Source organism: Agrobacterium sp. GD03872, assembly GCF_029840625.1.
Lineage (GTDB): Bacteria > Pseudomonadota > Alphaproteobacteria > Rhizobiales > Rhizobiaceae > Agrobacterium > Agrobacterium fabrum_A.
Window position 1 is genome coordinate 23100 of record NZ_JAOCCY010000017.1, and the last position, 23993, is coordinate 47092.

Annotated in this window: 23 protein-coding genes; 9 read left to right on the forward strand and 14 right to left on the reverse strand. The window is 62.0% G+C overall.

The features are described 5' to 3' along the window. Positions 1–9: 9 nt before the first annotated feature. Positions 10–1236, reverse strand: coding sequence for an ROK family protein (locus N5D22_RS23130; protein WP_279658185.1), 1227 nt, complete (start codon positions 1234–1236; stop codon positions 10–12). A gap of 242 nt (positions 1237–1478) precedes the next feature. On the opposite strand from N5D22_RS23130, the gene N5D22_RS23135 reads away from it, so the two are divergent. Genes N5D22_RS23135 through N5D22_RS23160 form a run of 6 tightly spaced genes read left to right on the forward strand, consistent with a single transcriptional unit; the run spans position 1479 to position 7991 of the window. Continuing rightward, positions 1479–2744 carry an extracellular solute-binding protein gene (locus N5D22_RS23135; RefSeq protein ID WP_279658186.1) on the forward strand — a complete coding sequence of 422 codons (1266 nt, stop codon included), beginning with the start codon at positions 1479–1481 and terminating at the stop codon, positions 2742–2744. A gap of 17 nt (positions 2745–2761) precedes the next feature. Next, complete coding sequence (locus tag N5D22_RS23140; protein WP_279658187.1) at positions 2762–3703, forward strand: sugar ABC transporter permease; 942 nt, start codon at positions 2762–2764, stop codon at positions 3701–3703. Next, a complete protein-coding gene (locus N5D22_RS23145; protein WP_035224874.1) occupies positions 3700–4542 on the forward strand; it encodes a carbohydrate ABC transporter permease in 843 nt (280 codons plus the stop codon). Before N5D22_RS23140 ends, N5D22_RS23145 begins: the two co-directional genes overlap by 4 nt. A gap of 4 nt (positions 4543–4546) precedes the next feature. Continuing rightward, a complete protein-coding gene (gene argH / locus N5D22_RS23150) occupies positions 4547–6061 on the forward strand; it encodes an argininosuccinate lyase (RefSeq protein WP_279658188.1) in 1515 nt (504 codons plus the stop codon). After that, positions 6061–7101, forward strand: coding sequence for a sn-glycerol-3-phosphate ABC transporter ATP-binding protein UgpC (gene ugpC / locus N5D22_RS23155; protein ID WP_279658189.1), 1041 nt, complete (start codon positions 6061–6063; stop codon positions 7099–7101). Before argH ends, ugpC begins: the two co-directional genes overlap by 1 nt. Continuing rightward, on the forward strand, positions 7098–7991 hold the full coding sequence (locus tag N5D22_RS23160; RefSeq protein WP_279658190.1) for a carbohydrate kinase family protein: 894 nt from the start codon (positions 7098–7100) through the stop codon (positions 7989–7991). Before ugpC ends, N5D22_RS23160 begins: the two co-directional genes overlap by 4 nt. A gap of 15 nt (positions 7992–8006) precedes the next feature. Here N5D22_RS23160 and betC read toward each other — a convergent pair whose 3' ends face one another. Next, on the reverse strand, positions 8007–9521 hold the full coding sequence (gene betC, locus N5D22_RS23165; protein WP_279658191.1) for a choline-sulfatase: 1515 nt from the start codon (positions 9519–9521) through the stop codon (positions 8007–8009). 14 nt (positions 9522–9535) lie between these two features. Further along, positions 9536–10489 carry a choline ABC transporter substrate-binding protein gene (locus N5D22_RS23170; protein WP_279658192.1) on the reverse strand — a complete coding sequence of 318 codons (954 nt, stop codon included), beginning with the start codon at positions 10487–10489 and terminating at the stop codon, positions 9536–9538. Positions 10490–10583: 94 nt separating this feature from the next. Between N5D22_RS23170 and N5D22_RS23175 the strand changes: the two genes are divergently transcribed. Then, positions 10584–11480, forward strand: coding sequence for a LysR family transcriptional regulator (locus N5D22_RS23175; protein WP_279658193.1), 897 nt, complete (start codon positions 10584–10586; stop codon positions 11478–11480). Between the two features lie 30 nt (positions 11481–11510). Here N5D22_RS23175 and N5D22_RS23180 read toward each other — a convergent pair whose 3' ends face one another. The 6 genes from N5D22_RS23180 to N5D22_RS23205 form a co-directional block, all read right to left on the reverse strand. Further along, positions 11511–12962, reverse strand: coding sequence for an aldehyde dehydrogenase (locus N5D22_RS23180; protein ID WP_279658194.1), 1452 nt, complete (start codon positions 12960–12962; stop codon positions 11511–11513). 17 nt (positions 12963–12979) lie between these two features. After that, positions 12980–13702 (reverse strand): ABC transporter ATP-binding protein, encoded by a 723-nt coding sequence (locus N5D22_RS23185; RefSeq protein ID WP_279658195.1) that lies wholly within the window; start codon positions 13700–13702, stop codon positions 12980–12982. Next, complete coding sequence (locus tag N5D22_RS23190) at positions 13695–14423, reverse strand: ABC transporter ATP-binding protein (protein WP_279658196.1); 729 nt, start codon at positions 14421–14423, stop codon at positions 13695–13697. The genes N5D22_RS23185 and N5D22_RS23190 overlap by 8 nt, the downstream gene beginning before the upstream one ends. Continuing rightward, positions 14420–15328, reverse strand: a complete 909-nt coding sequence (locus N5D22_RS23195) for a branched-chain amino acid ABC transporter permease (RefSeq protein WP_279658197.1) — start codon at positions 15326–15328, stop codon at positions 14420–14422. Before N5D22_RS23195 ends, N5D22_RS23190 begins: the two co-directional genes overlap by 4 nt. Beyond that, entirely contained in the window at positions 15325–16197 is an 873-nt protein-coding gene (locus N5D22_RS23200) for a branched-chain amino acid ABC transporter permease (RefSeq protein ID WP_279658198.1), read from the reverse strand. Before N5D22_RS23200 ends, N5D22_RS23195 begins: the two co-directional genes overlap by 4 nt. 70 nt (positions 16198–16267) lie before the next feature. Next, positions 16268–17482: an amino acid ABC transporter substrate-binding protein gene (locus tag N5D22_RS23205; protein WP_279658199.1), complete on the reverse strand. Its 1215-nt coding sequence runs from the start codon at positions 17480–17482 to the stop codon at positions 16268–16270. Between the two features lie 134 nt (positions 17483–17616). Here N5D22_RS23205 and N5D22_RS23210 point away from each other — a divergent pair, with 134 nt between their 5' ends. Further along, on the forward strand, positions 17617–18489 hold the full coding sequence (locus N5D22_RS23210) for a helix-turn-helix transcriptional regulator (protein WP_279658200.1): 873 nt from the start codon (positions 17617–17619) through the stop codon (positions 18487–18489). A 94-nt stretch (positions 18490–18583) separates the two neighbouring features. Here the strand turns inward: N5D22_RS23210 and N5D22_RS23215 are convergent, their stop codons facing one another. Next, positions 18584–18940: an antibiotic biosynthesis monooxygenase gene (locus tag N5D22_RS23215; RefSeq protein WP_279658201.1), complete on the reverse strand. Its 357-nt coding sequence runs from the start codon at positions 18938–18940 to the stop codon at positions 18584–18586. A gap of 126 nt (positions 18941–19066) precedes the next feature. Between N5D22_RS23215 and N5D22_RS23220 the strand changes: the two genes are divergently transcribed. Beyond that, entirely contained in the window at positions 19067–19954 is an 888-nt protein-coding gene (locus N5D22_RS23220; protein WP_279658202.1) for a LysR family transcriptional regulator, read from the forward strand. Between the two features lie 66 nt (positions 19955–20020). On the opposite strand, the gene N5D22_RS23225 is transcribed toward N5D22_RS23220, so the two are convergent. From N5D22_RS23225 to N5D22_RS23240, 4 genes are read right to left on the reverse strand one after another with little or no spacing between them, the layout of a single operon-like run. Further along, positions 20021–20845 (reverse strand): ABC transporter ATP-binding protein, encoded by an 825-nt coding sequence (locus tag N5D22_RS23225; RefSeq protein WP_279658203.1) that lies wholly within the window; start codon positions 20843–20845, stop codon positions 20021–20023. Further along, positions 20842–21876, reverse strand: coding sequence for an iron ABC transporter permease (locus N5D22_RS23230; protein WP_279658204.1), 1035 nt, complete (start codon positions 21874–21876; stop codon positions 20842–20844). Before N5D22_RS23230 ends, N5D22_RS23225 begins: the two co-directional genes overlap by 4 nt. Positions 21877–21878: 2 nt before the next feature. Then, a complete protein-coding gene (locus N5D22_RS23235; RefSeq protein WP_279658205.1) occupies positions 21879–22922 on the reverse strand; it encodes an iron ABC transporter permease in 1044 nt (347 codons plus the stop codon). Next, on the reverse strand, positions 22919–23929 hold the full coding sequence (locus tag N5D22_RS23240) for an iron-siderophore ABC transporter substrate-binding protein (protein ID WP_279658206.1): 1011 nt from the start codon (positions 23927–23929) through the stop codon (positions 22919–22921). The genes N5D22_RS23235 and N5D22_RS23240 overlap by 4 nt, the downstream gene beginning before the upstream one ends. Positions 23930–23993 lie beyond the last annotated feature (64 nt).

Genomic DNA, 23993 nt, shown 5'->3' on the forward strand with positions numbered 1-23993 from the left:
CTCCAATATTCAGCCGGGCGCCTGTGCTGTAGCCCCCGGGGACGTCTCGAGTTTTGGCGTGACGATGTCGAACAGCGGCAAAGCGGCAGCACCGAGCGCCGCGGTCAACTGTCCGGATTTGCCGTGCATGACGCGCGGCAGTTCCCGCTGCCGCCGGCTTGCGACCGAGGTCGGCAGATGCCCCATGCGCTGAATGATCTCGCTGATGATGGCCTCGGGCAGCGCACCGCCAAGAATGACCGTCTGCGGATCGAGAATGTTTTCCAGCATGGCAACCATCGGCGCCAGATGGGCCGCAGCCTCGTCGATCCACTCCGTCACCGTCGGATTGCCGGCCTTGAACAGGGCTTCGAGATCGTCAAGCTCCGTATCCGCAACGCCGGCGCAGACGAGCTTTTCCTTCAGCACGTAAACGGACGCATAGGCCTCCAGGCAGCCGCGCTGGCCGCAGGAGGGGCAAGGCCGCCCACCCGGCGAAACGGTCACATGGCCAATTTCACCGGCGTTTCCGAATGCGCCGCGATAGGGCGAGCCATCCTGGATGATGCCGAGACCGATACCCACGCCGAAATAGACCATGCAGAAATTCGGGATCGTCAGCCCCGCGCCGAACAGGCGTTCGCCAACGGCGGCCGCCGTCGCATCGTTTTCCACCACCACCTGTTGCCCGCAGGCCTCGCTCAGCATCTGCCGGGCATCGATACCCACCCAGCCGGAAAGCGTCGTCGGCCCGACGGAGGTCATGCCGTCGATTTCAAACGGGCCGGGCATGACGACACCGGTGCCGAGCAGCCGGCGCCCGATATTTTTCGCCACCTCGGCATGTTCCACCGCAAAGGTCTTGAGGATGGCCTCCGGCGTCGTATCCTTGAGGGGCGTAACACGCTGCGTGCGCAGAACGCCGGCCAGATCGAGACCGACGGTGACCATGTGGTCTGCCGCGATCTCAACGCCGATCGTCGCGCCGCCATCGGGATTGACGGCGAACAGGATGGGCGGCTGGCCCCTGCCGGTACGGCGACGGCCGAGTTCCTTCAGCAGTTCCTCGCCCATCAGCTCATCGACGATATTGGCCACCGCCTGCGGGGTGAGATGGGTGATCTTGGCGATCTGGGCGCGGCCGAGCGAACCGTGACGCCGGACGATGTCGAGGACGACTCGCCTGTTGTGCTCGCGGCTCCGCTCAGGATTTTTTCCGATCGCTACGGGATAGGCTTCTACCGTGTGCATCGTCATCTCTTCAACTTCCCGTCTGTGGAAAATTCATAACGTCGAATGGAGGTTAAGCGCAATATATTAATTCAAGTAAATTATCTTATTGACAAATGCGCGCCTTCAGAGAACCGTAGAGAGCGACCGGGGGTCAGGCTTGTCTGGCAGCGGAAGAGGAAACTTCGCTACCGGCAAATCGATGAGCACGCGCGAAAGCGCGGATAAAGGGAACGATCGCTCCGTATCCGGAAGACCGGACGGAGGAAATGGAGGCTTACATGCGCAGGGCAACTCTGTTCGCCGGCTTGGTTGCCGGTTTCAGCACATTTGCATTCAACGCCGCGCAGGCGGTTGAAATTGAATATTGGCAATATGTCTTCGACACACGCGTAAAAGCCATGGATGAGCTGATCGCGCAGTTCCAGAAGGCCAATCCCGACATCACCGTCAAGCAGGTGACCTTTCCTTACGCCGATTACCAGACGCGCGTGATTGCCGCCAACATGTCCGGCAAGGGCCCCGACGTGATGCAGCTGTTTTATGGCTGGCTCGACAAGTTCGCGGCCGGCGGCATCTTGCAGCCGCTGCCGACCGACGCCTTTCCGCACGACAAGATCGAAAGCGAATTTTTCCCGATCGTCAGCGCCATGAAACGTGGCGACGATTATTACGGCCTGCCGACGGCGGTGCGTTCGCTCGCCCTCTTCTACAACAAGAAGCTCTTCACCGAGGCGGGCCTCGATCCCGCCAATCCGCCGAAGACGCTCGATGAATTCGTCGCGGCAGCCGAAAAGATCGCCAAGCATGACGCGGCAGGAAACCTCACCGTTGCCGGCTCCACGCTGGACATGGGCGGCCAGGACCACCAGTGGTGGCGTGAAGTCCTGATCCGCCAATATGGCGGCGAGCCCTATACCGACAACGACCAGAAGGTCACCTATAACAGCGAGGCGGGCGTTCAGGCGCTGAAATTCTACACCAGCCTGCAACTCGAAAAGAAGATCGGCCAGGCGGGTTTCATGGATGAGGGCCAGGCCGCCTTCCGCGCCGGCAAGGCCGGCATGACCATCGACGGCACCTTCCGGCTGGGCTCGTTCCGCACCATCAAGGATTTCGAGTGGGGCGTGACCGAACTTCCCACCAATGACAAGAACATCCGCTCCAACTATGCGAGCTACTTCGCCAACGGCATCAGCGCCAAGACCACGGGCGAGGAGCTTGAGGCGTCGAAGAAGTTCCTCGCCTATATTTCCTCTCCGGAAGCCATGGCGATCTGGCTGAAGACGGTGGGCGAACTGCCGGCACGGCGCTCCGCGGCGCTGACCGAAGAAAACCTGAAGGACCCGATCTACGCGCCGTTCCTGAAGGGTCTGGAATATGCCCATACGACACTGTTCATGGATGAGGCAGCCCAGCGGCAGAATGCCATCGACATGACCAACCGGGTCCTTCTCGAGGGCCAGTCGGTCGAGGATTCCATCAAGCAGGCCGCCGAGGCCGAGCAGGAAATCATCGACGCGGCGAAACCGTAAGAACCGCAGGTCCAACCATGACAGCGATCGATCAACAGGGGGCGGCATCCGGCCGCCCCGGCGGCTCCCTTGGAGATCGCCTTTCCATGCGCACCAAACGGCTTTTGTGGATCTGGAGCTTTCTGGCGATCCCGATCCTATTCTACAGCGTCATCCGTTTTTACCCGACGCTGCAGGCCTTCTGGCTGTCCTTCACCAATTGGGACCTGCTCAGACCGGCGAAGTTCATCGGCGTCGCCAATTACGTCAAGCTGTTCAAGGACCCGCAATTCTGGAAGGTGTTCCGGAACACCTTCGCCTATCTCATCGTCGGCACGCCGATCAGCCTGGTGCTCGCCTTCGTCATCGCCTTTTATCTGGACCGGGTGCGCATCCTGCACGGTTTCATCCGCGCGCTCTATTTCCTGCCCTACCTGACCACGGCGGCCGCCATGGCCTGGGTCTGGCGCTGGTTCTACCAGCCGCCGCCCATCGGCATCATCAACGATGTCTTCGCCCTTCTCGGCATTCCGCAGCAGCCCTTCATCCGCTCCACCGATCAGGCGCTTTATTCGATCATGGTGACGGCCATCTGGGCGGGTCTCGGTTTCCAGATCATCATCTTCATGGCGGGCCTGCGCGCCATCCCGACCACCTTTTACGAGGCCGCCCGCATCGACGGGCTGGGTGAATGGGCGATCCTGCGCAAGATCACGCTGCCGCTCCTGAAACCCACCACGGTTTTCCTCGTGGTCTTCTCGTCCATCGGCTTCCTGCGCATTTTCGACCAGGTCTACAACATGACCACCAATGATCCGGGCGGCCCGCTCGGCTCGACGAAACCGCTGGTGCTGATGATCTACCAGACCGCATTCAACTCCTACGCCATGGGTTACGCCGCGGCACAGACGGTCGTCCTCTTCACCATTCTACTCTTCGTATCGCTGATCCAGCTCTGGGTCCTGAGGGAAAAGAAATGAGCGAAGCGCCGCCACTCTCCCACGCCCGCATCCGCCCCGGCCGCATCATCGCCTGGACAATATTGTTCATCGGCGGTCTGATCATGGTCTCGCCGCTGCTGTTCATGTTCTCGACCTCGTTCAAGACGGCGGATCAGGTCTATGACCTCAGGCTCATTCCGGCCGCTCCGACAATTGCGAACTACATCACCGTCATGGCCGACGGCCGTTTCCTGCGCTGGTTCTTCAATTCGATGCTGGTTGCGGTCATCGTCACCGTTTCCAACTGCTTCTTCGACAGCCTTGTCGGTTACACGCTGGCGAAGTTCGAATTCCGCGGCCGTTATTTCATCTTCCTCGCCATCCTCTCGACGCTGATGATACCGACGGAAATGCTTGTCATTCCCTGGTATCTGATGTCCAGCCAGCTGGGCTGGCTCGACAGTTACTGGGGCATCATGTTTCCGGGCATGATGACGGCTTTCGGCACCTTCCTGATGAAGCAGTTCTTCGAAACGGTTCCGAACGACTTCATCGAGGCCGCACGTGTCGACGGGCTCAACGAATTCCAGATCTGGTGGAAGGTCGCCCTGCCGCTCGTCACGCCGGCGCTCTCCGCACTTGCGATCTTCACCTTCCTCGGCAACTGGACGGCATTTTTCTGGCCGCTGATCGTCACGACAAGCAAGGAGCTTTACACGCTGCCGGTCGGTCTTTCGAGCTTTGCGGTGGAACAGCAGATCCAGTGGGAAATGATCATGACCGGCGCCGCCATCGCGACCATCCCCACCCTCATCGTCTTCATCGTCCTGCAACGCTACATCGTGCGCGGTGTGATGCTGGCGGGCCTGAAAGGATAATATCATGGCCGATATCAACCCGCGCCAGTCCGATACCAGCAAGTTTCCCGACCCCGTCTACAAGGAAACCGTACTGCGCCCGCTATTCGACGGCGCCAAGAACCACCATGTCGACGGGTTCCGCCGCATAGACCGCGCCCATCTCGTCATGCTCCGTGAAACCGGAATTCTCGATGCGGAAACGGCAGCGAAAATCGCCGGCGCGCTTGAGGATATCGACAGGACCATCGAGCCATCGGAGCTTGTTTATACCGGCGAGGTCGAGGATTTCTTCTTCCTGATCGAGAAGGAACTGAAAGCCCGCATCGGCGTCGATGTCGCCGGCCGTCTGCACACGGCCCGTTCGCGCAACGATATCGACCACACGCTGTTCAAGATCGGTCTCAAGGACAAGATCGACACGCTCACCGCCAAGGCGCGCATTCTGCTGAAAGCGCTGATCGATGCCGCCGAGCGCAATCAATCCACCCTGATTGTGGCCTATACGCATGGGCAGCCGGCCCAGCCCACCACCTTCGGCCATTACCTCTCCGCCGCCATCGAAGTGCTGATCCGGGATATCGACCGCTTCGCCGAGGCCCGCCGTATCGTCGATCTTTCGCCGATGGGTGCTGCCGCCATCACCACCTCGGGCTTTCCCATCGACCGGGCGCGTGTCGCCGAACTTCTCGGCTTTGCCGCGCCGCTGCGCAATTCCTATTCCTGCATCGCCGCGGTCGACTATACGACGGCCACCTATGGCGCCATCGAACTGATGTTCCTGCATCTCGGAAGGCTCATTCAGGATTTCCAGTTCTGGACGAGTTTTGAGGTCGGCCAGATCTATGTACCGAATTCGCTGGTGCAGATTTCCTCGATCATGCCGCAGAAACGCAACCCGGTGCCGATCGAACATCTGCGCCACCTCGCCAGCCAGACATTCGGCCGGGCGCGGACCGTGCTTGATGTGATGCACAACACGCCCTTCACCGACATGAATGACAGCGAGGGCGAGACACAGGGCATGGGTTACGAGGCCTTCACCTCGGCCGGCCGGGTTCTCGATCTGCTCGCCAGCCTCGTTGGCCAGATCAGCATCGATCCGGAAAGGGTCGATCAGAATATTCGCCGATCCTGCATCACCATCACGGAACTGGCGGATTCGCTTGTCCGCATCGAGGGTCTGTCGTTCCGGCAGGCGCATGAGATTGCCGCGAGCGTCGCCAGGAGCGTCGTCGCGCTGAAGGGCGATCTGCCGAATGACGGTTACCAGCCGTTCCTGAAGGCGTTCAGCGCACTGGCGGGACACGAGACCGGCATCGACGAGGAAAAGTTCAGGCAGATCGTCTCGCCGGAGCACTTCGTCGCCGTGCGCAGCCGCTTCGGCGGGCCTGCCCCCGAACCGATGCGGGAAGCAATCACGGCCTATCGCGACAAGCTCGCGGCCTTTACGGCGGTAGCGCAACGATCCGCCGATCATGAAGCGGCGAAAGCCGCTGAACTGACCGAGAAATTCACTGCCCTGACGGGAGCGCGATAATGGCGACAATCGAACTCAATCAACTCGTGAAGCGCTACGGCAAGGTCGAGGCGGTGAAAGGCATAGACCTTGCCATCGAAGACGGCGAATTCGTCGTTTTTGTCGGCCCTTCCGGCTGCGGAAAATCCACCACGCTGCGCATGATCGCCGGGCTGGAGGAGATTTCCGACGGAACGTTGAAGATCGGCGGCAACGTCGTCAACGAGAAGGAACCGAAACAGCGCAATATCGCCATGGTCTTCCAGAACTATGCGATCTACCCGCATATGACGGTTCGCCAGAATATCGGCTTCGGGCTTTACACCTCGAAACTCGACCGCGAGGAAAAGAACCGACGCATCGAGGAGGCCGGCCGGGTGCTGGGGCTGGAAGCCCTGCTCGACCGCCGTCCCGCGGCCCTCTCGGGCGGCCAGCGCCAGCGCGTCGCCATCGGCCGCGCCATGGTGCGCGATCCCGCCGCCTTTCTTTTCGATGAGCCGCTGTCCAATCTCGACGCGCAACTGAGATCGCAGATGCGCATTGAAATCAAGCGCTTGCACCAACGTCTTAAGACGACGACGGTTTACGTCACCCATGATCAGGTGGAAGCCATGACCATGGCGGACCGGATCGTGGTGATGAAGGATGGCCACATTCTGCAGGTCGGCACGCCGACGGAACTTTACGAGACGCCTGTCGATATTTTCACCGCCCGCTTCATCGGCAGCCCCTCGATGAACCTGCTGCGCGGGTCGAGAACAACCAGCAGCGTCACGCCCTCCGCCGCAGGTGAGCTTCTGATCGGCGTCCGGCCGCATGATCTGCTGGTTGGCGAGACCCGAGCCGCTCAAGGAACATTTGCGCTTGAGGGAACCGTAACGGCCGTCGAGCCGCTCGGGCCGGAGACGCTTGTGCACCTTGATACCGACACCACCTCGGTCATCGCCACGGCGAGAGGAAAATCCATTCCGGCTGTCGGCAGCCGGTTGCAATGCCTGGCGGAGCCAGGCGCGCTTTATCTTTTCGACGCGAAGACGGAAAAGCTTCTGGGCCGCGCATGATGACAACAGAAAAAACTGCCGTCATCAGCATCGGCCGGATCTATTGCGACGTCATCTTTACCGGGCTCGATGAATTGCCCGTACTCGGCCGGGAACTGTTTGCCGGTGACATGGAAATCGCCGCCGGCGGCGGAGCCTTCATCGCCGCCGCGCATTTCGCCCATATCGGTCGTCCGGTCGCGCTGCTCGCAAGGCTTGGCACCGATATGCTGTCGCGCGACATTGGTGAAAAGATGCGGCAGAGCGGCGTCGACCTGCAATTTCTTGAACATTCGGCCGATGCCGGGCCGCAGGTAACGGTCGCGACGGTGGTTGGACATGACCGTGCGTTCTTGACGCGACGCGCCGGTTCCGTGCGCCCCTCGACCCTTGATGCCGCTTTCGCGTGGAACAGCGCGGGCCACCTGCACATCGCCGAATTTGCGACTCTCCACGAAATTCCCGATCTCGTCTCCCGCGCCAAGGCGAGCGGATTATCCGTCTCGCTCGATCCGAGCTGGGATGCATCGCTGATCTACGACAGGGGGCTGCTCAAGGCCTGCGCGGGCGTCGACGTGTTCCTGCCCAATCTCGAGGAAGCCGAAGCGATTACGGGCCTCGCAGAGCCGGAAGCCGCCATCGGGGCGCTGGCGAAGGCCTTTCCCGTCGTGGCCCTCAAGGGCGGTGCGCAGGGCGCCTGGGTATCCTCTACGGGCGGGCTTCACCATATGGCGGCGCAAAAGGTCCCGGTCATCGATACCACCGGCGCCGGCGACGCTTTTAATGCCGGCTTCCTCGACGCATGGCTTCGGCGGCAGGACGACCGGCAATGCCTGAAAGCGGGCGTCGCGGCGGGCAGTCTCGCCGTGCAGGCAGCGGGCGGCGCACCGAGGGCGACCGCCGCCGCGTGACGCGGCCTGCCCGCGTCACTCCCCGCGTGGATAACGCTGGTTTTCCTCCAGTACGTTGAGGTCCATGTGGTTGCGCATGTAGCGTTCCGAGGCTTTCTGCAGCGGCTGGTAATCCCACGGATAATAGGCGCCGTTACGCAACGCCTTGTAGACCACCCAGCGGCGCGCCTGGCTTTCCCGCACGGCGGCATCGAAGGCGGCGAGTTGCCAGCGCCGGCCGATTTCCGCCGAAAGCGATGAAAGCACGGCGCTGAAAGCGGGATCGCCGGCAAGGTTGCGGCGCTCTTCGGGATCAGCCTCCATATCGTAAAGCAGCGGCGGATCGGCCTCGCAGACCGACAGCTTGTAGCGGCCGTCCCTGATGGCGACGAGCGGTGCGATGGAGCCTTCGGCGGCATATTCCATCGGCACCGGTCCGCGCCCGCCGGTTCCCATTGCCAGCGCCGCCAGATCCTCGCCATCCGTCCAGCGCTTGAGCGAGGTGATATCGAGCCCGGCCAGCCCGCACAGCGTCGGCGTGACATCGAGCGTCGAGACCGGCGTGTCGATCAGGGCCGGCTGCCAGCCTGGCGCGGCGATCATCAGCGGCACACGGGCGGAGCCTTCGAAGAAACACATCTTGAACCACAGCCCACGCTCGCCCAGCATGTCGCCATGGTCGGACAGGAAGAGAATGATGGTATCTTCCTCCATCCGCGTCGCCTTCAGGACGTCGAGGATTTCGCCGACCTTTTCGTCGATATAGGAGATATTGGCGAAATAACCCCGACGTGCCCGACGTATCTGCTCGTCTGTGATCTCGAACGCCTGATGATCGCAGGCTTCCAGCAGCCGTTTCGAATGCGGGTCCTGCCGGTCAAAGGCAATCGCCTCCGACTGCGGATCGAGCGCCGGGCAGTCTTCATAGAGATCCCAGAATTTCCGCCGCGCCACATAGGGATCGTGCGGATGGGTGAAGCTGACCGTCAGGCACCACGGCCGATCATCGAGGCGGCGTGACAGATCGTAAAGCTTGCGGGTGGCGTGATAGGCCACCTCATCGTCATATTCCATCTGGTTGGTGATTTCGGCCACCCCTGCGCCGGTCACCGAACCGAGATTGTGATACCACCAGTCAATGCGCTCGCCGGGCTTGGTGTAATCAGGCGTCCAGCCGAAATCGGCGGGGTAGATATCCGTCGTCAGGCGCTCCTCTAAGCCATGCAGCTGGTCCGGACCGACGAAATGCATCTTTCCCGAAAGGCCGGTGTAATAACCCGCCGCCCGCAGATGGTGCGCATAGGTCGGAATGTCGGAAGCGAATTCGGCGGCATTGTCGTAAACCCGGGTGCGGCTCGGCAATTGCCCCGACATGAAGGAGGCGCGGGCCGGTGCGCAGAGCGGGCTTGCCGTATAGCTATTGGCGAAGCGGACAGACCGCTCCGCCAATGCTTTGAGATGCGGCGCGTGGAGAAAATCGGCCGGGCCATCGGGAAAGAATGTCCCGTTGAACTGGTCGGCCATCAGGATCAGGATATTCGGACGCGACATCTGTATCCACCGCCTCAGAGGCCAAGCTTGCCTTTGACGGCATCCGCACCCGGCTTGCCATCCAGCGTGGTGACGCCCTGCAGCCAGCCATCCAGCGCTTTGGGATTGGCCTTCAGCCAGGCCGTCGCCGCCGCCTTCGAATCCTCGCCACCCAGAATGGAGCCCATCAGGGTATTTTCCATGCCGATATCGAATTTCAGGTTGTTGAACAGCGTCGCCGCATTCGGGCATTGCTGCGGCCAGCCGGTGCGGGCCAGCGTATAGACTTCCGCGCCGCCGAAATTCGGGCCGAAATAGGCGTCGCCGCCAGAGAGATAGGCGATATCGATCTTCTCGTTCATCGGATGCGGCGCCCAGGCGAGGAAGACCACGGCCTTCTTGTCCCTGCCCGCCCGCTCCACCTGCGCCAGCATGGCCTGCTCGCCGGATTCGACGAGCTGCCAGCCTCTCAGGCCGAAATCATTGGCGTCGATGATTTTCTGGATATTCTGGTTGGCAGGTGCGCCGGGCTCGATGCCGTAAATCTTGCTTTCGAATTCATCGGCATGTTTGGCCAGATCGGCGAAATCCTTCACACCCTTTTCCGCCATGTAGGAAGGCACCGCCAGCGTGAACTTGGCGCCCTCAAGATTTTTCGTCATCACCTCGGCCGCCTTGGCGGCGTTCAGGTCGTCAACGAAGGATTTCTGGGCCGGCATCCAGTTGCCGAGGAAAACATCGATCTCGCCATTTTTCATGGCCTGATAGCCGATCGGCACCGACAGCGTCTTGACGTCGGCTTCATAACCCAAGGCATCGAGCAAAACGGAAGCGACACCATTGGTGGCGGTGATGTCGGTCCAGCCGGGATCGCTGAGACGGATCGTCTTGCAGGCCGCGTCATCGGCCGCCTGAAGCGGGGTGGAGAAGGCCGCCACGGACAGAAAGAGACCGGCGGCCATGCGATGCAGATGCGAAACGGTTTTCATTGCGGCTCCCCTTTTATTAGTCCAGTTTATTGAACACCACATTGTTTTTGCCTGTGAAGCGGGTATTTTTCGATGACTGATATAAGGAATTTTGATGTCAGAACGGCCGCTTGATCTGGGATGGATGCGCATTTTCACCGAGGTTGCCCGTCAGGGCAGCCTGACGGCGGCGGCGGCCTCCCTGCGGCTCACCCAGCCGGCCGTGAGCTATCAGATACGCAAGCTGGAAGAGGAGCTGGGCGTCCCCCTCATCCGCCGCAAACATCGCGGCATCGAACTGACCGCCGAGGGACAAAAACTGTTCGATATCGTCTCGCGCAATGTCGACGCCATCGATCTTCTCGCGCAACAGCTTCGCCGGACGGAGGAACGGCAGACCATCCGCCTGCACACGGACTATGCGTTCTCCTCGCTGTGGCTCATCCCGCGCATGCACGGATTTCGCGCGTTGAACCCCGATATCAATATCCAGATCGTCGCCACACAGAATCCGCTCGGCCAGGGCAAACACGATAGTGACGTGATGATCATTTTCGGCACCCGGCAGGAGGCGGGCGAAGGGGCGGTGCTGTTGCTGTCTGAGAAGGTCACGCCGGTCTGTTCGCCCGCCCTGCTGGCTGGGGCATCCGCGCCCGCAACCGTTGCGGATTTTTCACGGCGCAAGCTCATCCACCTCGAAAACACCTCGCAGGCGCACTGGTTCGACTGGCCCGCCTATTTCAAGCATTTCGGTCTACCGCGAGACCCCGAACACGATGGCGGCGACATCAGCTTCAACAATTACAGCATGGTGGTGCAGGCAACCATCGGCGAGCAGGGTTTCGCACTCGGCTGGGCCGGGCTCATCGATCCCCTGCTTGAGGCCGGCGTGCTGGTGACCGCGGGCCCGAGCCTGGATGCGCCAGGGCGCGGCTACTGGCTGATGCGGCCGAAAAGCAGCGACAGCGCGGTGAGAAAACTCACGGGCTGGCTGATCGACGAGCGGCGATGATGCCGCCCGTCAGCCCGTACTGTTTCCGGTTCAGATCGGATAATGCAGCGGCCCATCCTGCAACGTGACCCAGCGCAGCTCGGTGAATTCAGCAATGCCCGCCGTGCCGCCGAAGCGGCCGTAACCGGAAGCCTTGACCCCGCCGAAGGGCATCTGCGCCTCATCGTGAACGGTCGGGCCGTTGATATGGCAAATGCCGCTTTCGATCCGCGCGGCAATGGCAATCGCCCGCGCCTGGTCCCTGCCGAAAATGGCGGCGGAAAGACCGAATTCGGTTTCGTTGGCAATGCTCACGGCCTCGTCGATGCTGCCGGCCCGGATGATGGAGACGACAGGACCGAAGCTTTCCTCCGCATAAAGCCGCATGGCCGGCGTGACGCCATCGACGGCGATCGCATCCAGCATGGTGCCATTGCCGCCGCCGCCGGCAACCCGCCGCGCGCCCTTGGAGACGGCGTCATCCACCAGCGCCCGGATGCGCGAGGTCGCTTCGGCGCTGACCAGCGAGCCAAGCGGCGTTTTGCCTTCGCGCGGATCGCCGGCCGTGAGGCTCGCCGCCTTCCTGGCAAATGCTTCCACGAATGTATCGGCGACGCTGTCGAGCACGATGATACGTTCCGTCGACATGCAGATCTGGCCCTGGTTCATATAGGCGCCGAAGGCGGCGGCTGCGACCGCCGCATCGATATCGGCATCGTCAAGCACGATGAAGGGCGCCTTGCCGCCCAGTTCCAGCAGCGCCGGCTTCAGGTAACGGCCGGCGGTTTCGGCGATCACGCGGCCGACACGGGTGGAGCCGGTGAAGTTCACGCGTCTGACCGCCGGATGGGCAATCAGCGTCTCGACGATCTTCGCCGCATCTTCCGGCGCGTTGGAAACGGCGTTGAGCACACCCTTGGGCAGGCCGGCGGAGGCAATGGCCTCGATGATCAGCGCATGGGTGCGCGGGCAAAGTTCCGAGGTCTTCATCACGACCGTATTGCCGCAGGCAAGCGGCGTGGCGATGGAGCGCACGCCGAGAATGACCGGTGCATTCCACGGCGCGATGGACAGGACGACGCCCGCCGGCTGGCGCAATGCCATCGCCATGGTTCCCGGACGGTTGGAGGGAATGATCTCGCCCTTGATCTGGGTCGTCAGGCTGGCCGCCTCGACCAGCATGTCGCTTGCAAGCTTCACGTTGAAACCGGCCCAGGCATCGGTCGCGCCGATTTCTTCCTTCATCGCCTGCGTGATATCAGGCCCGGCGGCGAGAAGCGCCTGCGCGGCGGCCAGGAGCAGGCGGCGGCGTTCACCGGGCGGCGTTGCCGACCAGATCGGGAAAGCGGCCGCTGCGGCATCGGCCGCACGGGTGGCGTCCTCTACCGTTGCAGCCGCCGCGCTGGTCGCCACATCGCCGGTGATGGGGTTACTGCGTTCGAAACGCTTGCCGCTCGCGGCCGGGCAATGATCGCCGCCGATGAAAAGATTGACAGTCTGCATGGTCTTCCTCCTGAATTTCAGACAATGGCGGCGGTGGTGCCGCCGAGAAACGCCCGTTGCACGGCGGGATCGGCGGACAGGGCTTCAGCCGCGCCCGCCCCGACAATCCGCCCTGCTTCCAGCAAATATCCGCGATCGGCAAGCGCGAGGCTTTCGCGCACATTCTGCTCCACGAGCAGAATGGAAAGGCCGCTCTTCCTGATCTCAGCCAGAGCGGCAAAAAGTTCCTGCGTGACGATCGGCGCAAGGCCAAGGCTCGGCTCATCCAGCAACAGATAATCCGGCGCCGACATCAGCGCCCGCCCGATGGCGACCATCTGCTGTTCGCCGCCGGACATGGTGCCGGCAAGCTGCTGCCGCCGCTCGGCAAGGCGCGGAAACAGCGAGAAAATATGCTCTCTTGTCGCCTTTTCCGCTGAACGGGCATGGCGTGGATTGGCCCCGAGACGGAGATTGTCCTCCACCGTCAGCGCCGCGAAAATTCCGCGTCCCTCCGGCACCAGCGCCACGCCCCGCTCCACAATCTGACGAGCAGGAACAGCGGCAAGCGACGAACCGTTGACGCGCACTTCGCCGGAGGCCGGCGCAACCATGCCGCCGACCGCTTTCAGCAGCGACGACTTGCCGGCTCCATTGGCGCCGAGCAGCACCACGGTTTCGCCCTTGCTAACATTGAGCGATATGCCGTCAACCGCGAGATGTTTGCCGTAGCGGATTGTCAGTGCATCTATTTCAAGCATGTGCCGCTCCCAGATAGGCGGAAATGACCTCAGGATCGTCAAGCACCACTGCCGTCGGCCCGTCGGCGATCTTGCGACCCGCCGCCATGACCACGGAGCGCGGGCAGAGCGCGCGCACGGCGGCCATGATATGTTCCACCAGCAGGATCGTCGTTCCCTCCGATGCCAGCCGCCGGATCAGCGCAATCCCCTCCTGAAGTTCGGTAGGATTGAGACCCGCGAGCCATTCATCGAGAAGCAGAAGCTTCGGTTCGCCCGCCAGTGCACGCGCCAGTTCAAGGCGTTTCTGATCGATATAGGTGAGATCGCCGGCCGGCATCGTCTCCCGCCCGGCAAGGCCTATTCTCTCAAGGCAGGCGCGCGCGACCTTCTCCGCCTCGAGACGGGACAGGCGTTGCGGCCCGAACATGGCCGATACGGCAACGTTTTCAAGCAGGGAAAGCGAAGGCAAAAGCCGCACGAGCTGGAAGGTGCGTGCCACGCCGGCGCGTGCAATCACATCCGGCCGCCGGCCGGCAATCTCCTGCCCTTTGAGCCGGATCGATCCTTCCGTCGGCTTCAGGGCCCCGGAGATCAGGTTCATCAGCGTCGTCTTGCCGGAACCGTTCGGCCCGAGCAGCCCGACGACCTCGCCGGCCTCAATGGTGAGGCCAAGACCATCCACCGCCTTCAGCCCGCCGAAGGTCTTGCGGATATCGGTGATTTCGAGAACGGCGCTCATGCGGCTTTCTCCTCTTTGCGCAATTTCTCCAGCGCCGCCAGCACGCCATCCGGCAGAACAAAGACGATGAGGATGAAGAGAGCGCCGAGAATGATGGAAAAATGGTTGGGGAAGTTGGCGCCCAGCCACTCGAACAGCAGGAATAGCGGCACCGCGCCGAGAATGGGTCCCCAGCGGCGTGTGGCTCCGCCAAGCAGCGCCATGATGACGGTGAGGAACGAGACCTGCGGATTAAATACGATGGCCGGCTCGATATAGACCCAGCGCGGGGCCTGAATGGCGCCGACCAACGTGATGATCGTGGCCGACAGCACGAAGAGCGTCAGCTTGGTGCGGGCAAGATTAATGCCCGCATGGGCGGCCACGACCTCGTCGTCGCCGATTGCCTTCAGCGCCAGTCCGAGCTTGCTACGGTCGATCAGGATCGCCAGCAGAAGGGTGATGACAGCCAGCGCCAGCAATTGCCAGAGTACATGCTGCGGCTCCAGCGGCAGGAAGATATAGCGTCCGAGCGTGCCGGTCACATTCACCTCATACCAGGTGATGAGTTGGCGGATGAGCTCAGCAAGACCGAAGGAAAAGATCACGAAATAAATGCCGGCGACGCGCAACGTGGAAAGCCCGACGACAAGCGCCAGCGCCGCGCCGACAAGGGCCGCGCACAGGAGCACCAGCGGCCATGGCAAAACCTCGCTCAGCACCGCGACCGTATAGGCCCCGACACCGAAGAAGGCGACGGTGGCGAGCGAAATATAACGCGTCGGACCGGAAAACATCGCCCAGGCGGAGGCGAGCGTCGCATAACCGAGAAGGCCGATGATGACGCCGACGCCATAGGCATCGAAAAAGAAAGGGGAAAGCGCCAGCAGCGCGGCTGCGGCAAGGCCGATGAGAAGCGGGATCATTTGCCCCTCCTTGCGAAGATGCCTTCCGGACGCCAGAGCAGCACCACGAGGAAAAGCAGATAGGTGGCGGCAAGCGTGAGGCCGGGATCGACATAAACAAGCACGAAGGTTTCCACGAGGCCGAGCAGCAGACCGGCCACCAGCGCGCCGAGCAGATTGCCGACACCGCCCATGATGACGACGACAAGCGCCTTCATGGTGAAGACCACGCCATAGGAGGCGGAAAAGGTCTGGTACATCGAGATCATCACCCCGCCGGCCACGGCGAGTGCGCCGCCAAGGGCAAAACCGACCGAGGCCACGCGGTTCACATCGATGCCGACCAGCGGCGCGGATCGTGGCGCCAGCGCCACCGCCCGCAGGTTGAGGCCCCAGCGGCTGTGGGTGAGCGCCAGATAAAGCCCGCCGCCAATCGCAACCGACAGGCCGAAGGACAGGAGCCGGTTCAGCGCCACCGTCGTGCCGAAGATGTCGACGCCATTGGAGAGATAGGAATAGGAATGGTAGTTGCCGCCGAACGCCACAAGCATGATGCCCTGGATAACGAAGAGCAGCCCGAAGGTCGCCAGAATGGAATCGACCTCCAGGCGGCCGGAGCCGCCCGAACGGCGCACCAGCGGCCGCATCATGACCCGGTAGACCAAGAAAGACAGGCCGTAACCGAGTGGCACGATGATGAAAAGAGACCAGAGCGGCGACAGGCCATAGGCGGAAAACAGCACGAAAGTGATGAAGGCAGCCGCAATCAGCACTTCGCCATAGGCAAGGTTCATGATGCGGGCGATGCCATATTGCAGCGAAAGTCCAAGCGCGATCAGCGCATAGGTCCCTCCCAGCATCAAGCCGAAGATGAGGGTGGATAAAAACAAGGGAATGTCTCCAGTATGGAAGATGGCCGAAGCCTTCCGGCCGGGGTTCACGGCCCCGGCCGGCAAAGGTTCACCATTGCGGCTTCGGAACGACCGGCTTGGCCGCGCCTGCACGGTTCGCGGGCGCAATCGCCACAAAACGGTCACCCTGCCATTGCCCCGCCCACCAGAGCTGTCGAAGCTGGTTGTCCTCAAGCTTGACCGGGCCGATCACAGTTTCGAAGCTTCCCGTCGAAAGCTCATTTGCCACCGCCGCCTTGTCGAGGCCGACGCGCTGGACGGACTGGGCCAGCATTTCGAGGCTCGCATAGGTGATGGCGCTTGCCCAGCTGTCCGGCTTGGTGCCGATGAAGGCTTCGTGGCGCTTGAAATAATCCTCGATCTTGTCGCTGCTGCCATCGACGCCGCCGATGCTGATCACGCCTTCCTGCTTGCCATCGGAGACCTTCGGGAAGATCGGGAAAGCACCGCCGACGCCGACGTAAAGAACCTTCGGGTTAAACCGGGCCGTCTGCGCCTGTTTCGTCACCGCGAAACTGTCGGGCGGATAGGAAAAGGCGATAAAGCTGTCCGCACCGCTCGACGCCGCCTCGTTCACAAGTGCTGCGAAATCCGAAGTGCCGACCGGATAGGTCTTGTCATAGGCAAGCGTGAAACCCGCTTCCTTCAGCGCCGGCCGCGCGGCCTTGATGAGATCGATGCCGAAACCGTCAGCCACGGAAATCACCGCGACCTTGTCGTTGATCTGGCCGGCATCGCGCGCGGCTTTCAAAACATCGGCAAGCGCATTGGCATAGTCATGACCGCCGCCCAGCATCCAGAAGCTCTTTTTCCAGCGCGCTGCAAAATCCGGCGCCTTGTCGGTCACGCCGGTCACAGCCAGCTGCGGATAACCGAAACGGTCGTAAAGCGGCGCAACGGCCAGATTGAAGCCCGTGCCCCAGGGCGGCAGGATGAAATCGACCTTGTCCTGGCTGGCCAGACGCTCGGTGAACCGCACCGCATCCTCGGCCGAGGAGCGGTCGTCATATTCCACCACTTCCACCGGCAGGCGCTTGCCATCCGGCAAAGTGAGGCCGCCGGCATCGTTGACCTCCTTCACCCATAATTTGTAGTTCGGAATGGTGGTGATGCCAGCGCCCGTGGCGTTGGCGCCGCTTTTCGAAACGGCATAACCGATCTTCACCGAGGCGCGGTCCTGCGCAATGGCGTGACCGAAAGATACCGCCGACAGGGCAGCACCGGAGAGCAGGCAGAACAGCGTTCTGCGCTTCAGACTATTCATGATGTTCCTCCCAAAGCGCCTTATCGGGGTTGCCGTTCTCCTCAAGGCTTTCCCCTGCGCTGATCAAAGTTTAGCAATGACAGCCGCATATAAAATGCACTAATGTAGCGCATTATTGTACTTTTGGAGGCCGAATGCCGCTGCACAGCCAGATTGCCGGCAATCGCGTGGAGATCACGGCGCGCACCCTCGCCTCGACGCTGCGCATATCCGAATTCCGGCTGGAATCGGATAGTGCCCATCTGCTTCTCCTTTCCGCCGGGGAAGCGGAAATCATACAGGGTGAAAAGACGCTGCCTGTCCCAGCACCGGGGCTCATCTGGCTGCCCATCGGCCCCGCCGGCCGCCTGCGGCTGACTGCCGGGAGCCGTGGATCGCTGCTGAGGACGACGGAAATCGGGCTCGCCCACGCGATGCCCACCGGCACGAGCGCGAGCGCCGTGCGCAATATATTGCAGCGTGTTCTGGCGCAGGCGCCGGCAGAGAAGGACCGGCAGGAGCTGGCGGGTTATCTCGAGACCATCGCCAGCGAAAATGTCCGCGCGACAACCGGTTCGGACACGATCATCGCCAGCCTGCTCTCCGTCGCCCTCATCCGCATCTGCCAGCACGCCATCGCCGATATTGCCGCAGCCGTCTCGACGCCCGGCAGCCTCACCGAACGTTTCGTGCTGCTCGTCAGCCAGCACAAGCGCGATCAATGGGGCGTGGAAGATTATGCGAGGCAACTCGGCGTCAACCGCGAACGTCTTGGATTTGCCGTGCGCAAGGCGACAGCGCTTTCTCCACAGGCCTATATTCACCGCGAACTGCTATCCGAAGCACGTGACCTTCTTCTCAACTCTTCACTGCAAGTCGCTGAAATCGCATTCCGATTGGGATTTCAGGACCCCGGCTATTTCAACCGCTTCTTCACCCGCAACGAAGGCACCTCACCCGGCCGTTTCCGGCGAATGGGGATGCGCATGCAGAATGTTCCGCCGCCTTCCTATGCGGCATGGCCGTGACCGTTCTGGTGTGAGAGCGCCAAGCCGGCGCCGGCAGGGTCAGTCCCTGCCGGTCCGCTTCATTTCAGTCAGAAAAACATACCGCCCCAGACCTTCACTCGGCCGCGATCCGTTTTGGAAGGATGAGATCGTCGACGGAATAGGCGTGGAACTCGCTCTTCGAAACTGTATCCAGCCGCCTGAATTTCTCAACGAAAACCGGATCGGTAAAGAACTCGTCGACATTGCCGGCATCCTGGATCGCCTCGATATTGACGACGGTCAGGCCGTCTTTGCTTTTCGCAAGATTGCTCCAGAGAAATCCTTCCTTGCGTTCCGCGACGTAGTGGACGACGTCCTGGATGATCGCAAAGGCTTCCTCCTGCTTGCCGGGGTGAACGTGGATGACGTTGACGATGAAGGTTGTGGCAGCAGGCGCGCCTGAAAAGCAGGCAATCGGTGTCGTTTCCATTGATATCTCCGTTTGATACGCACAGCCCTTATCGGCGTGGCACGGTCTGGATATCTCCCCGGAAATAGCGGATAAACGGGCCGCAACTCTCAACATATCGGAAAATATTTCCGCAATGGAGCAATCTTGGACAAGCTTGGCACACTCGGCATCTTCGTTCAGGCGGCGGAGGCCGGCAGTTTCGTCGCGGCGGGACACCGTCTGGGAATATCCGGCTCGGCGGTTGGAAAGGCCGTCGCCCGGCTGGAGGACGAACTGGGTGTCCGGCTCTTCAATCGCTCGACGCGCAGCATCGCGCTCACCGAGGAGGGCAGCTATTTCCTGGACACGTGCCGGCGCATCCAGTCGGACTATGAGGAAGCGCAGGCAAAGCTGTCGCGATCACAGGCCGTGCCGCGCGGGCAGCTGCGTGTCAGCCTGCCGCTTGCGGGCATGCTGCTAATGCCGACAATATCCGCCTTCATGAGCACCTATCCGGAGATTAATCTCGATCTCGATTTCACCGATCGCATCGTCGATGTCATCGAGGAGGGTTTCGATGCCGTGATCCGCACCGGCGATTTGAAAGATACACGCCTGATGAGCCGAAAGCTCGGAACATTTAGGCATGTGATCGTCGCGTCACCCGAATACTTAGCCGCACACGGTTGCCCCAAAGCGCCGGAAGATCTGCTCCTGCATCGCTGCCTGCACCACCGCTTCGCCAATTCCGGCAAGCTGGAACCCTGGCCACTCGTTCGCGATGGGCAGGAAATCAAGCTGAACCTTCCGGCGACCACCGTGGCAAGCACGCTCGAGCCGTTGATCCACCTCGCTCAGCACGCCTTTGGCATCACATGTCTTCCGCTCTTCGCAGCCGCATCTGAAATCGCGGAGGGAAAGCTGGTATCCGTACTTGACGACTATCTGGCGGCGACCGGCACCTTCAGGGTGCTATGGCCCACAAGCCGGTATCTCTCACCCAAGGTGCGGGTGTTCGTAGACTATATGGCGGCCAATCTCTTCAAGCCGTGAAGACACGGCGGGAGGGCGCCGTGACAACGAACGCAGGCGCTTACCCAAAAAACAATGCGCCTGCCGTCAGGCGCCGCTTTCTTGCGGCGGTATCGCCGTTATCCGGTGCCGGCCGATCGGCAGCATCATCGGCTTGCCCGAAGTCGGGTCTTCGATGACCCGGCTTTCGATGCCGAAGACCTGGCGCAGATTTTCTTCCGTCAGAACCTCCGCGGGCGTACCGCAGACATGCAGCTTTCCATCCTTCATCGCCACGAGATGGTCCGCGTAACGCGCTGCGAGATTGAGATCGTGCAATACCATGACGATGGTGGTCTCGCGGGCGTGATTGAGATCGGTCAGAAGATCCAGCACCTCGACCTGATGGCTGATGTCGAGGAAGGTCGTGGGTTCGTCGAGCAGCAATATGTCGGTCTGCTGGGCGAGCGCCATGGCGATCCAGACGCGTTGCCGTTGGCCGCCGGAAAGCTCGTCCACCGGCCGTTCAGCAAGTTCCACCGTGTCGGTGGCGATGAGTGCTGCGGCCACGGCCTCGTCGTCCGGGCGCGACCAGCGGGCGAACAGGCCATGATGCGGGTGCCGGCCGCGGCTGACGAGATCGGCGACCACGATGCCTTCCGGCGCTATCGGCGATTGCGGCAGAAGCCCCATACGCCGCGCCAGTTCGCGCGAAGGCAGGTGATGGATCGATTTTCCGTCGAGCAGGACCTGACCGGCGCGCGGCGCGATGAGGCGGGACATGCTGCGCAGCAGCGTGGACTTGCCGCAGGCATTGGCGCCGACGATGACGGTGATTTTTCCGCGCGGGACGTCAAGGTTCAGCCCTTCGACGATGAGGTTTTCGCCGTAGCCGGCCGAAAGGCCGCTTACGGAAAGGGAGTGGCCGGTCATAACGAACCTCCGCTGCGGTTGACCCGCACGATCAGGTAAATCAGATAGGGCGCGCCAAGCGCGCCGGTAACGACGCCGACCGGATAACGGCCCGGCAACAGGAACTGGCCGCAATAATCGCCCACCAGCACCAGCACCGCGCCGATCAGCGCCGCCGGAATGAGCAGCGAGCCGTTGCGGCCGACAATGCGCGCCGCAATCGGCCCGGAGAGGAAAGCGACAAACGCGATGGGACCCGAGACCGCCGTTGCAAAGGCGATCATGCCGACGGCGGCGATGATGACGACGATGCGGGTTCGCCCCACCCGCACACCAAGCGCTGCGGCAGCATCATCCCCCAGTCTCAACGCTTCCAGATCACGCGCACGGCTGAGGAGCAGGCCGCCGAAAAGGATGAGGGCGATGAGGAGCGGCAGCAACTGCGCGATTTTCGCGCCGTTGACGCTGCCGGTCAGCCAGCGCATCGCCTCCTGCAGCGTCCATGCCGGCGCGACGGAGAGGATATAGGCGATGAAGCTTTCCAGCATGGCTGAAACGCCGATACCGACGAGGATCAGCCGCGTGCCGGCCACGCCGTTGCGGAAGGACAGGAGATAGACGACAAGCGCGACGCCAAGACCGGCAGTGACAGCAAAGACCGAGACCAGCGGCCCGTTCATCTGCAGGACGACGATGGCGAAAACGGCCGCCGCACTCGCGCCGGAACTGATGCCGATAATATCGGGGCTGGCGAGCGGATTGCGCAGCATGATCTGGAAGGCGACGCCGCCAAGCCCGAAGCTCAGGCCCGCCAGAACCGAAAGCAACGCGCGCGGCAGGCGCAGCTGCCCGACCGTGAAGGTTACGCCGGCAATGTCCTCCCCCAGCAGAACGCGAATGACATCGCCGGGCGGCGTGAAGGATTGCCCGAGCATCAGCGTTGTTGCGAAAGCGGCAATCAGAAGCGCCGACAGGGCAGCAATGACAAGACGACGACGCCGCTGGCGGGCATGACGATTGAAGACGAGATTTTCGACGACGGGAGCGTACATGGTCACAATTCGCGCACCCTCTGGCGTCTGACAATCCAGATGAAGAAAGGCGCGCCGACAAGGGCGGTGACGATGCCGACATCGAGTTCCGACGGCCGCGCCACGATGCGCCCGACAATATCGGCGGCAAGCAGCAGGCAGGCACCGCCAAGCGCCGAAAACGGCAGCAGCCAGCGATTGTCCACACCGACGAGCAGGCGGCAGAGATGCGGCACCACCAGCCCGACAAAACCGATCGGCCCGCAAATGGCGGTAGCCGCACCGCAGAGCAGAATGGCGCCGAAGGAGGCCACGGCTCGGGCCACAACGACATTCTCGCCAAGCCCGGCGGCGAGTTCGTCTCCGAGCGCCAGAGAATTCAGCTTGCGCGCCGAAAGCAGGCTGATGATGAAACCAGCGGCCAGAAAGGGCAGCACGGTCTCGATGCGCTCGAAGGTCGCCCCGCCGACGCCGCCGATCTGCCAGGCGCGGATGCCGCCGGCAATATCGCTGCGCGGCAGAACGACGGCGATGACGAGCGAGGAAAAGGCGACGGAGGTGGCGGCGCCCGCAAGTGCGAGTTTCAGCGGTGTCGCCCCGCCTCGCCCAAGCGAGCCGACAACATAAACGAAAACCGCCGATACCCCCGCCCCGGCAATTGCGACCATGATGAAGGCCTGAGCCGAGGCGATGCCGAACCAGACGATGCCGATGACGACGGCAAGCGACGCCCCCATGTTCACACCGAGAATGCCGGGATCGGCAAGCGGATTGCGGGTGACACCCTGCATGATGGCTCCGGCCAGCCCGAGTGCGGCACCGGAAAGCAGGGCAAGCAGCGTGCGCGGCAGGCGTACGGCGACGGCCGCCTCTGCAACCGTCTCGACACGGCCGCTGAGCCCGCCAACAATATCCGCAAGAGAGACGTCACGCGTGCCGATGGCGATGGACAGCGCACAAAGCAGCGCGAGAAGCGCCAGCACCGCGCCGAGCCAAGCCGTTCGCACGCAGTTGGAGCGGCCGGCGAGCAGCACGGCCGTCGCTTTGCCGGGTCCAGACATTGTCACTGCGATTTCCCGGAGGATTTGTCGGCAGCCTTTGCCAGAAGATCGGCATAGTCCTTCAACACCCACGAAATCGACAGCGGCGTGGGATTGGAGGCGGTGCCGAGCGGGTCGCGGCCCAGCATGACGATGGCATCGTTGGCAACGGCCGGCATGCGGGCGAGAAGCGGATCGGCGCGCATGGCGTTCAGCAGCGGCTCACTGCCATAGGTCACGACGATATCGACATCGTCGAAGGCATCCACACGCTCGGCGCTGACGCCGGCGGCAAACTGCCCCGGCTTCGTGGCTTCCACGACGCTTTTCGGCGAGGCAAGTCCAAGATCGGCGAAGAACTTCACCCTGGTGTCATTAGCCGTATAAAAATTGACGACGCTGAGATTGGTGGCATCGAGATGGGTGACGAACATGGCCGACTTGCCCTTCAGCTGCGGGTGGCCGGCAACGACCTGCGCAATCTCGCCCTCGATGCGCTTGATGAGCGCCTCGCCTTCCGCAACCATGCCAAGGCCGGCGCTGTTCAGCCGGATCATCTCGCGCCAGTCCGTCGCCCAGGGAGAAACGGGATAGGCGACGACAGGGGCGATCTGGCTCAGCGTATCGTAGTCGGACTGGCTGAGGCCTGAATAGGCGGCAAGGATGACATCCGGCTGTGTCGCCGCCACGGCCTCGAAATCGATGCCGTCGCCCTCGTCGAACAGCACCGGCTTTGCCGCGTTGAGTTCGGTAAGCCGCTTCGCCACCCATGGCAGCAGCCCGTCGCCGTCATCATCGCCAAAATTGGCCGCCGCAAAACCGACAGGCACGATGCCGAGCGCCAGCGGCACCTCATGGTTCGCCCAGGCGACAGTCGCGACCCGCTGCGGTTTCTTCGCAATCGTGGTCGTGCCGAAAGCATGTTTGATGACGACGGGATAGCTGGTCGTCTCCTCCGCCGAGGCCATATTGGGCACGATCATTGACAGGAAAAGCACAAATACCGGCATGAGGCAGCGGAACGGGCGAAGCATTGGCGAGCTCTCAAAAGTTCAAAAGTGGACTTGAATTCTCAGCTTCAATTGCCTCCGTCAAGCC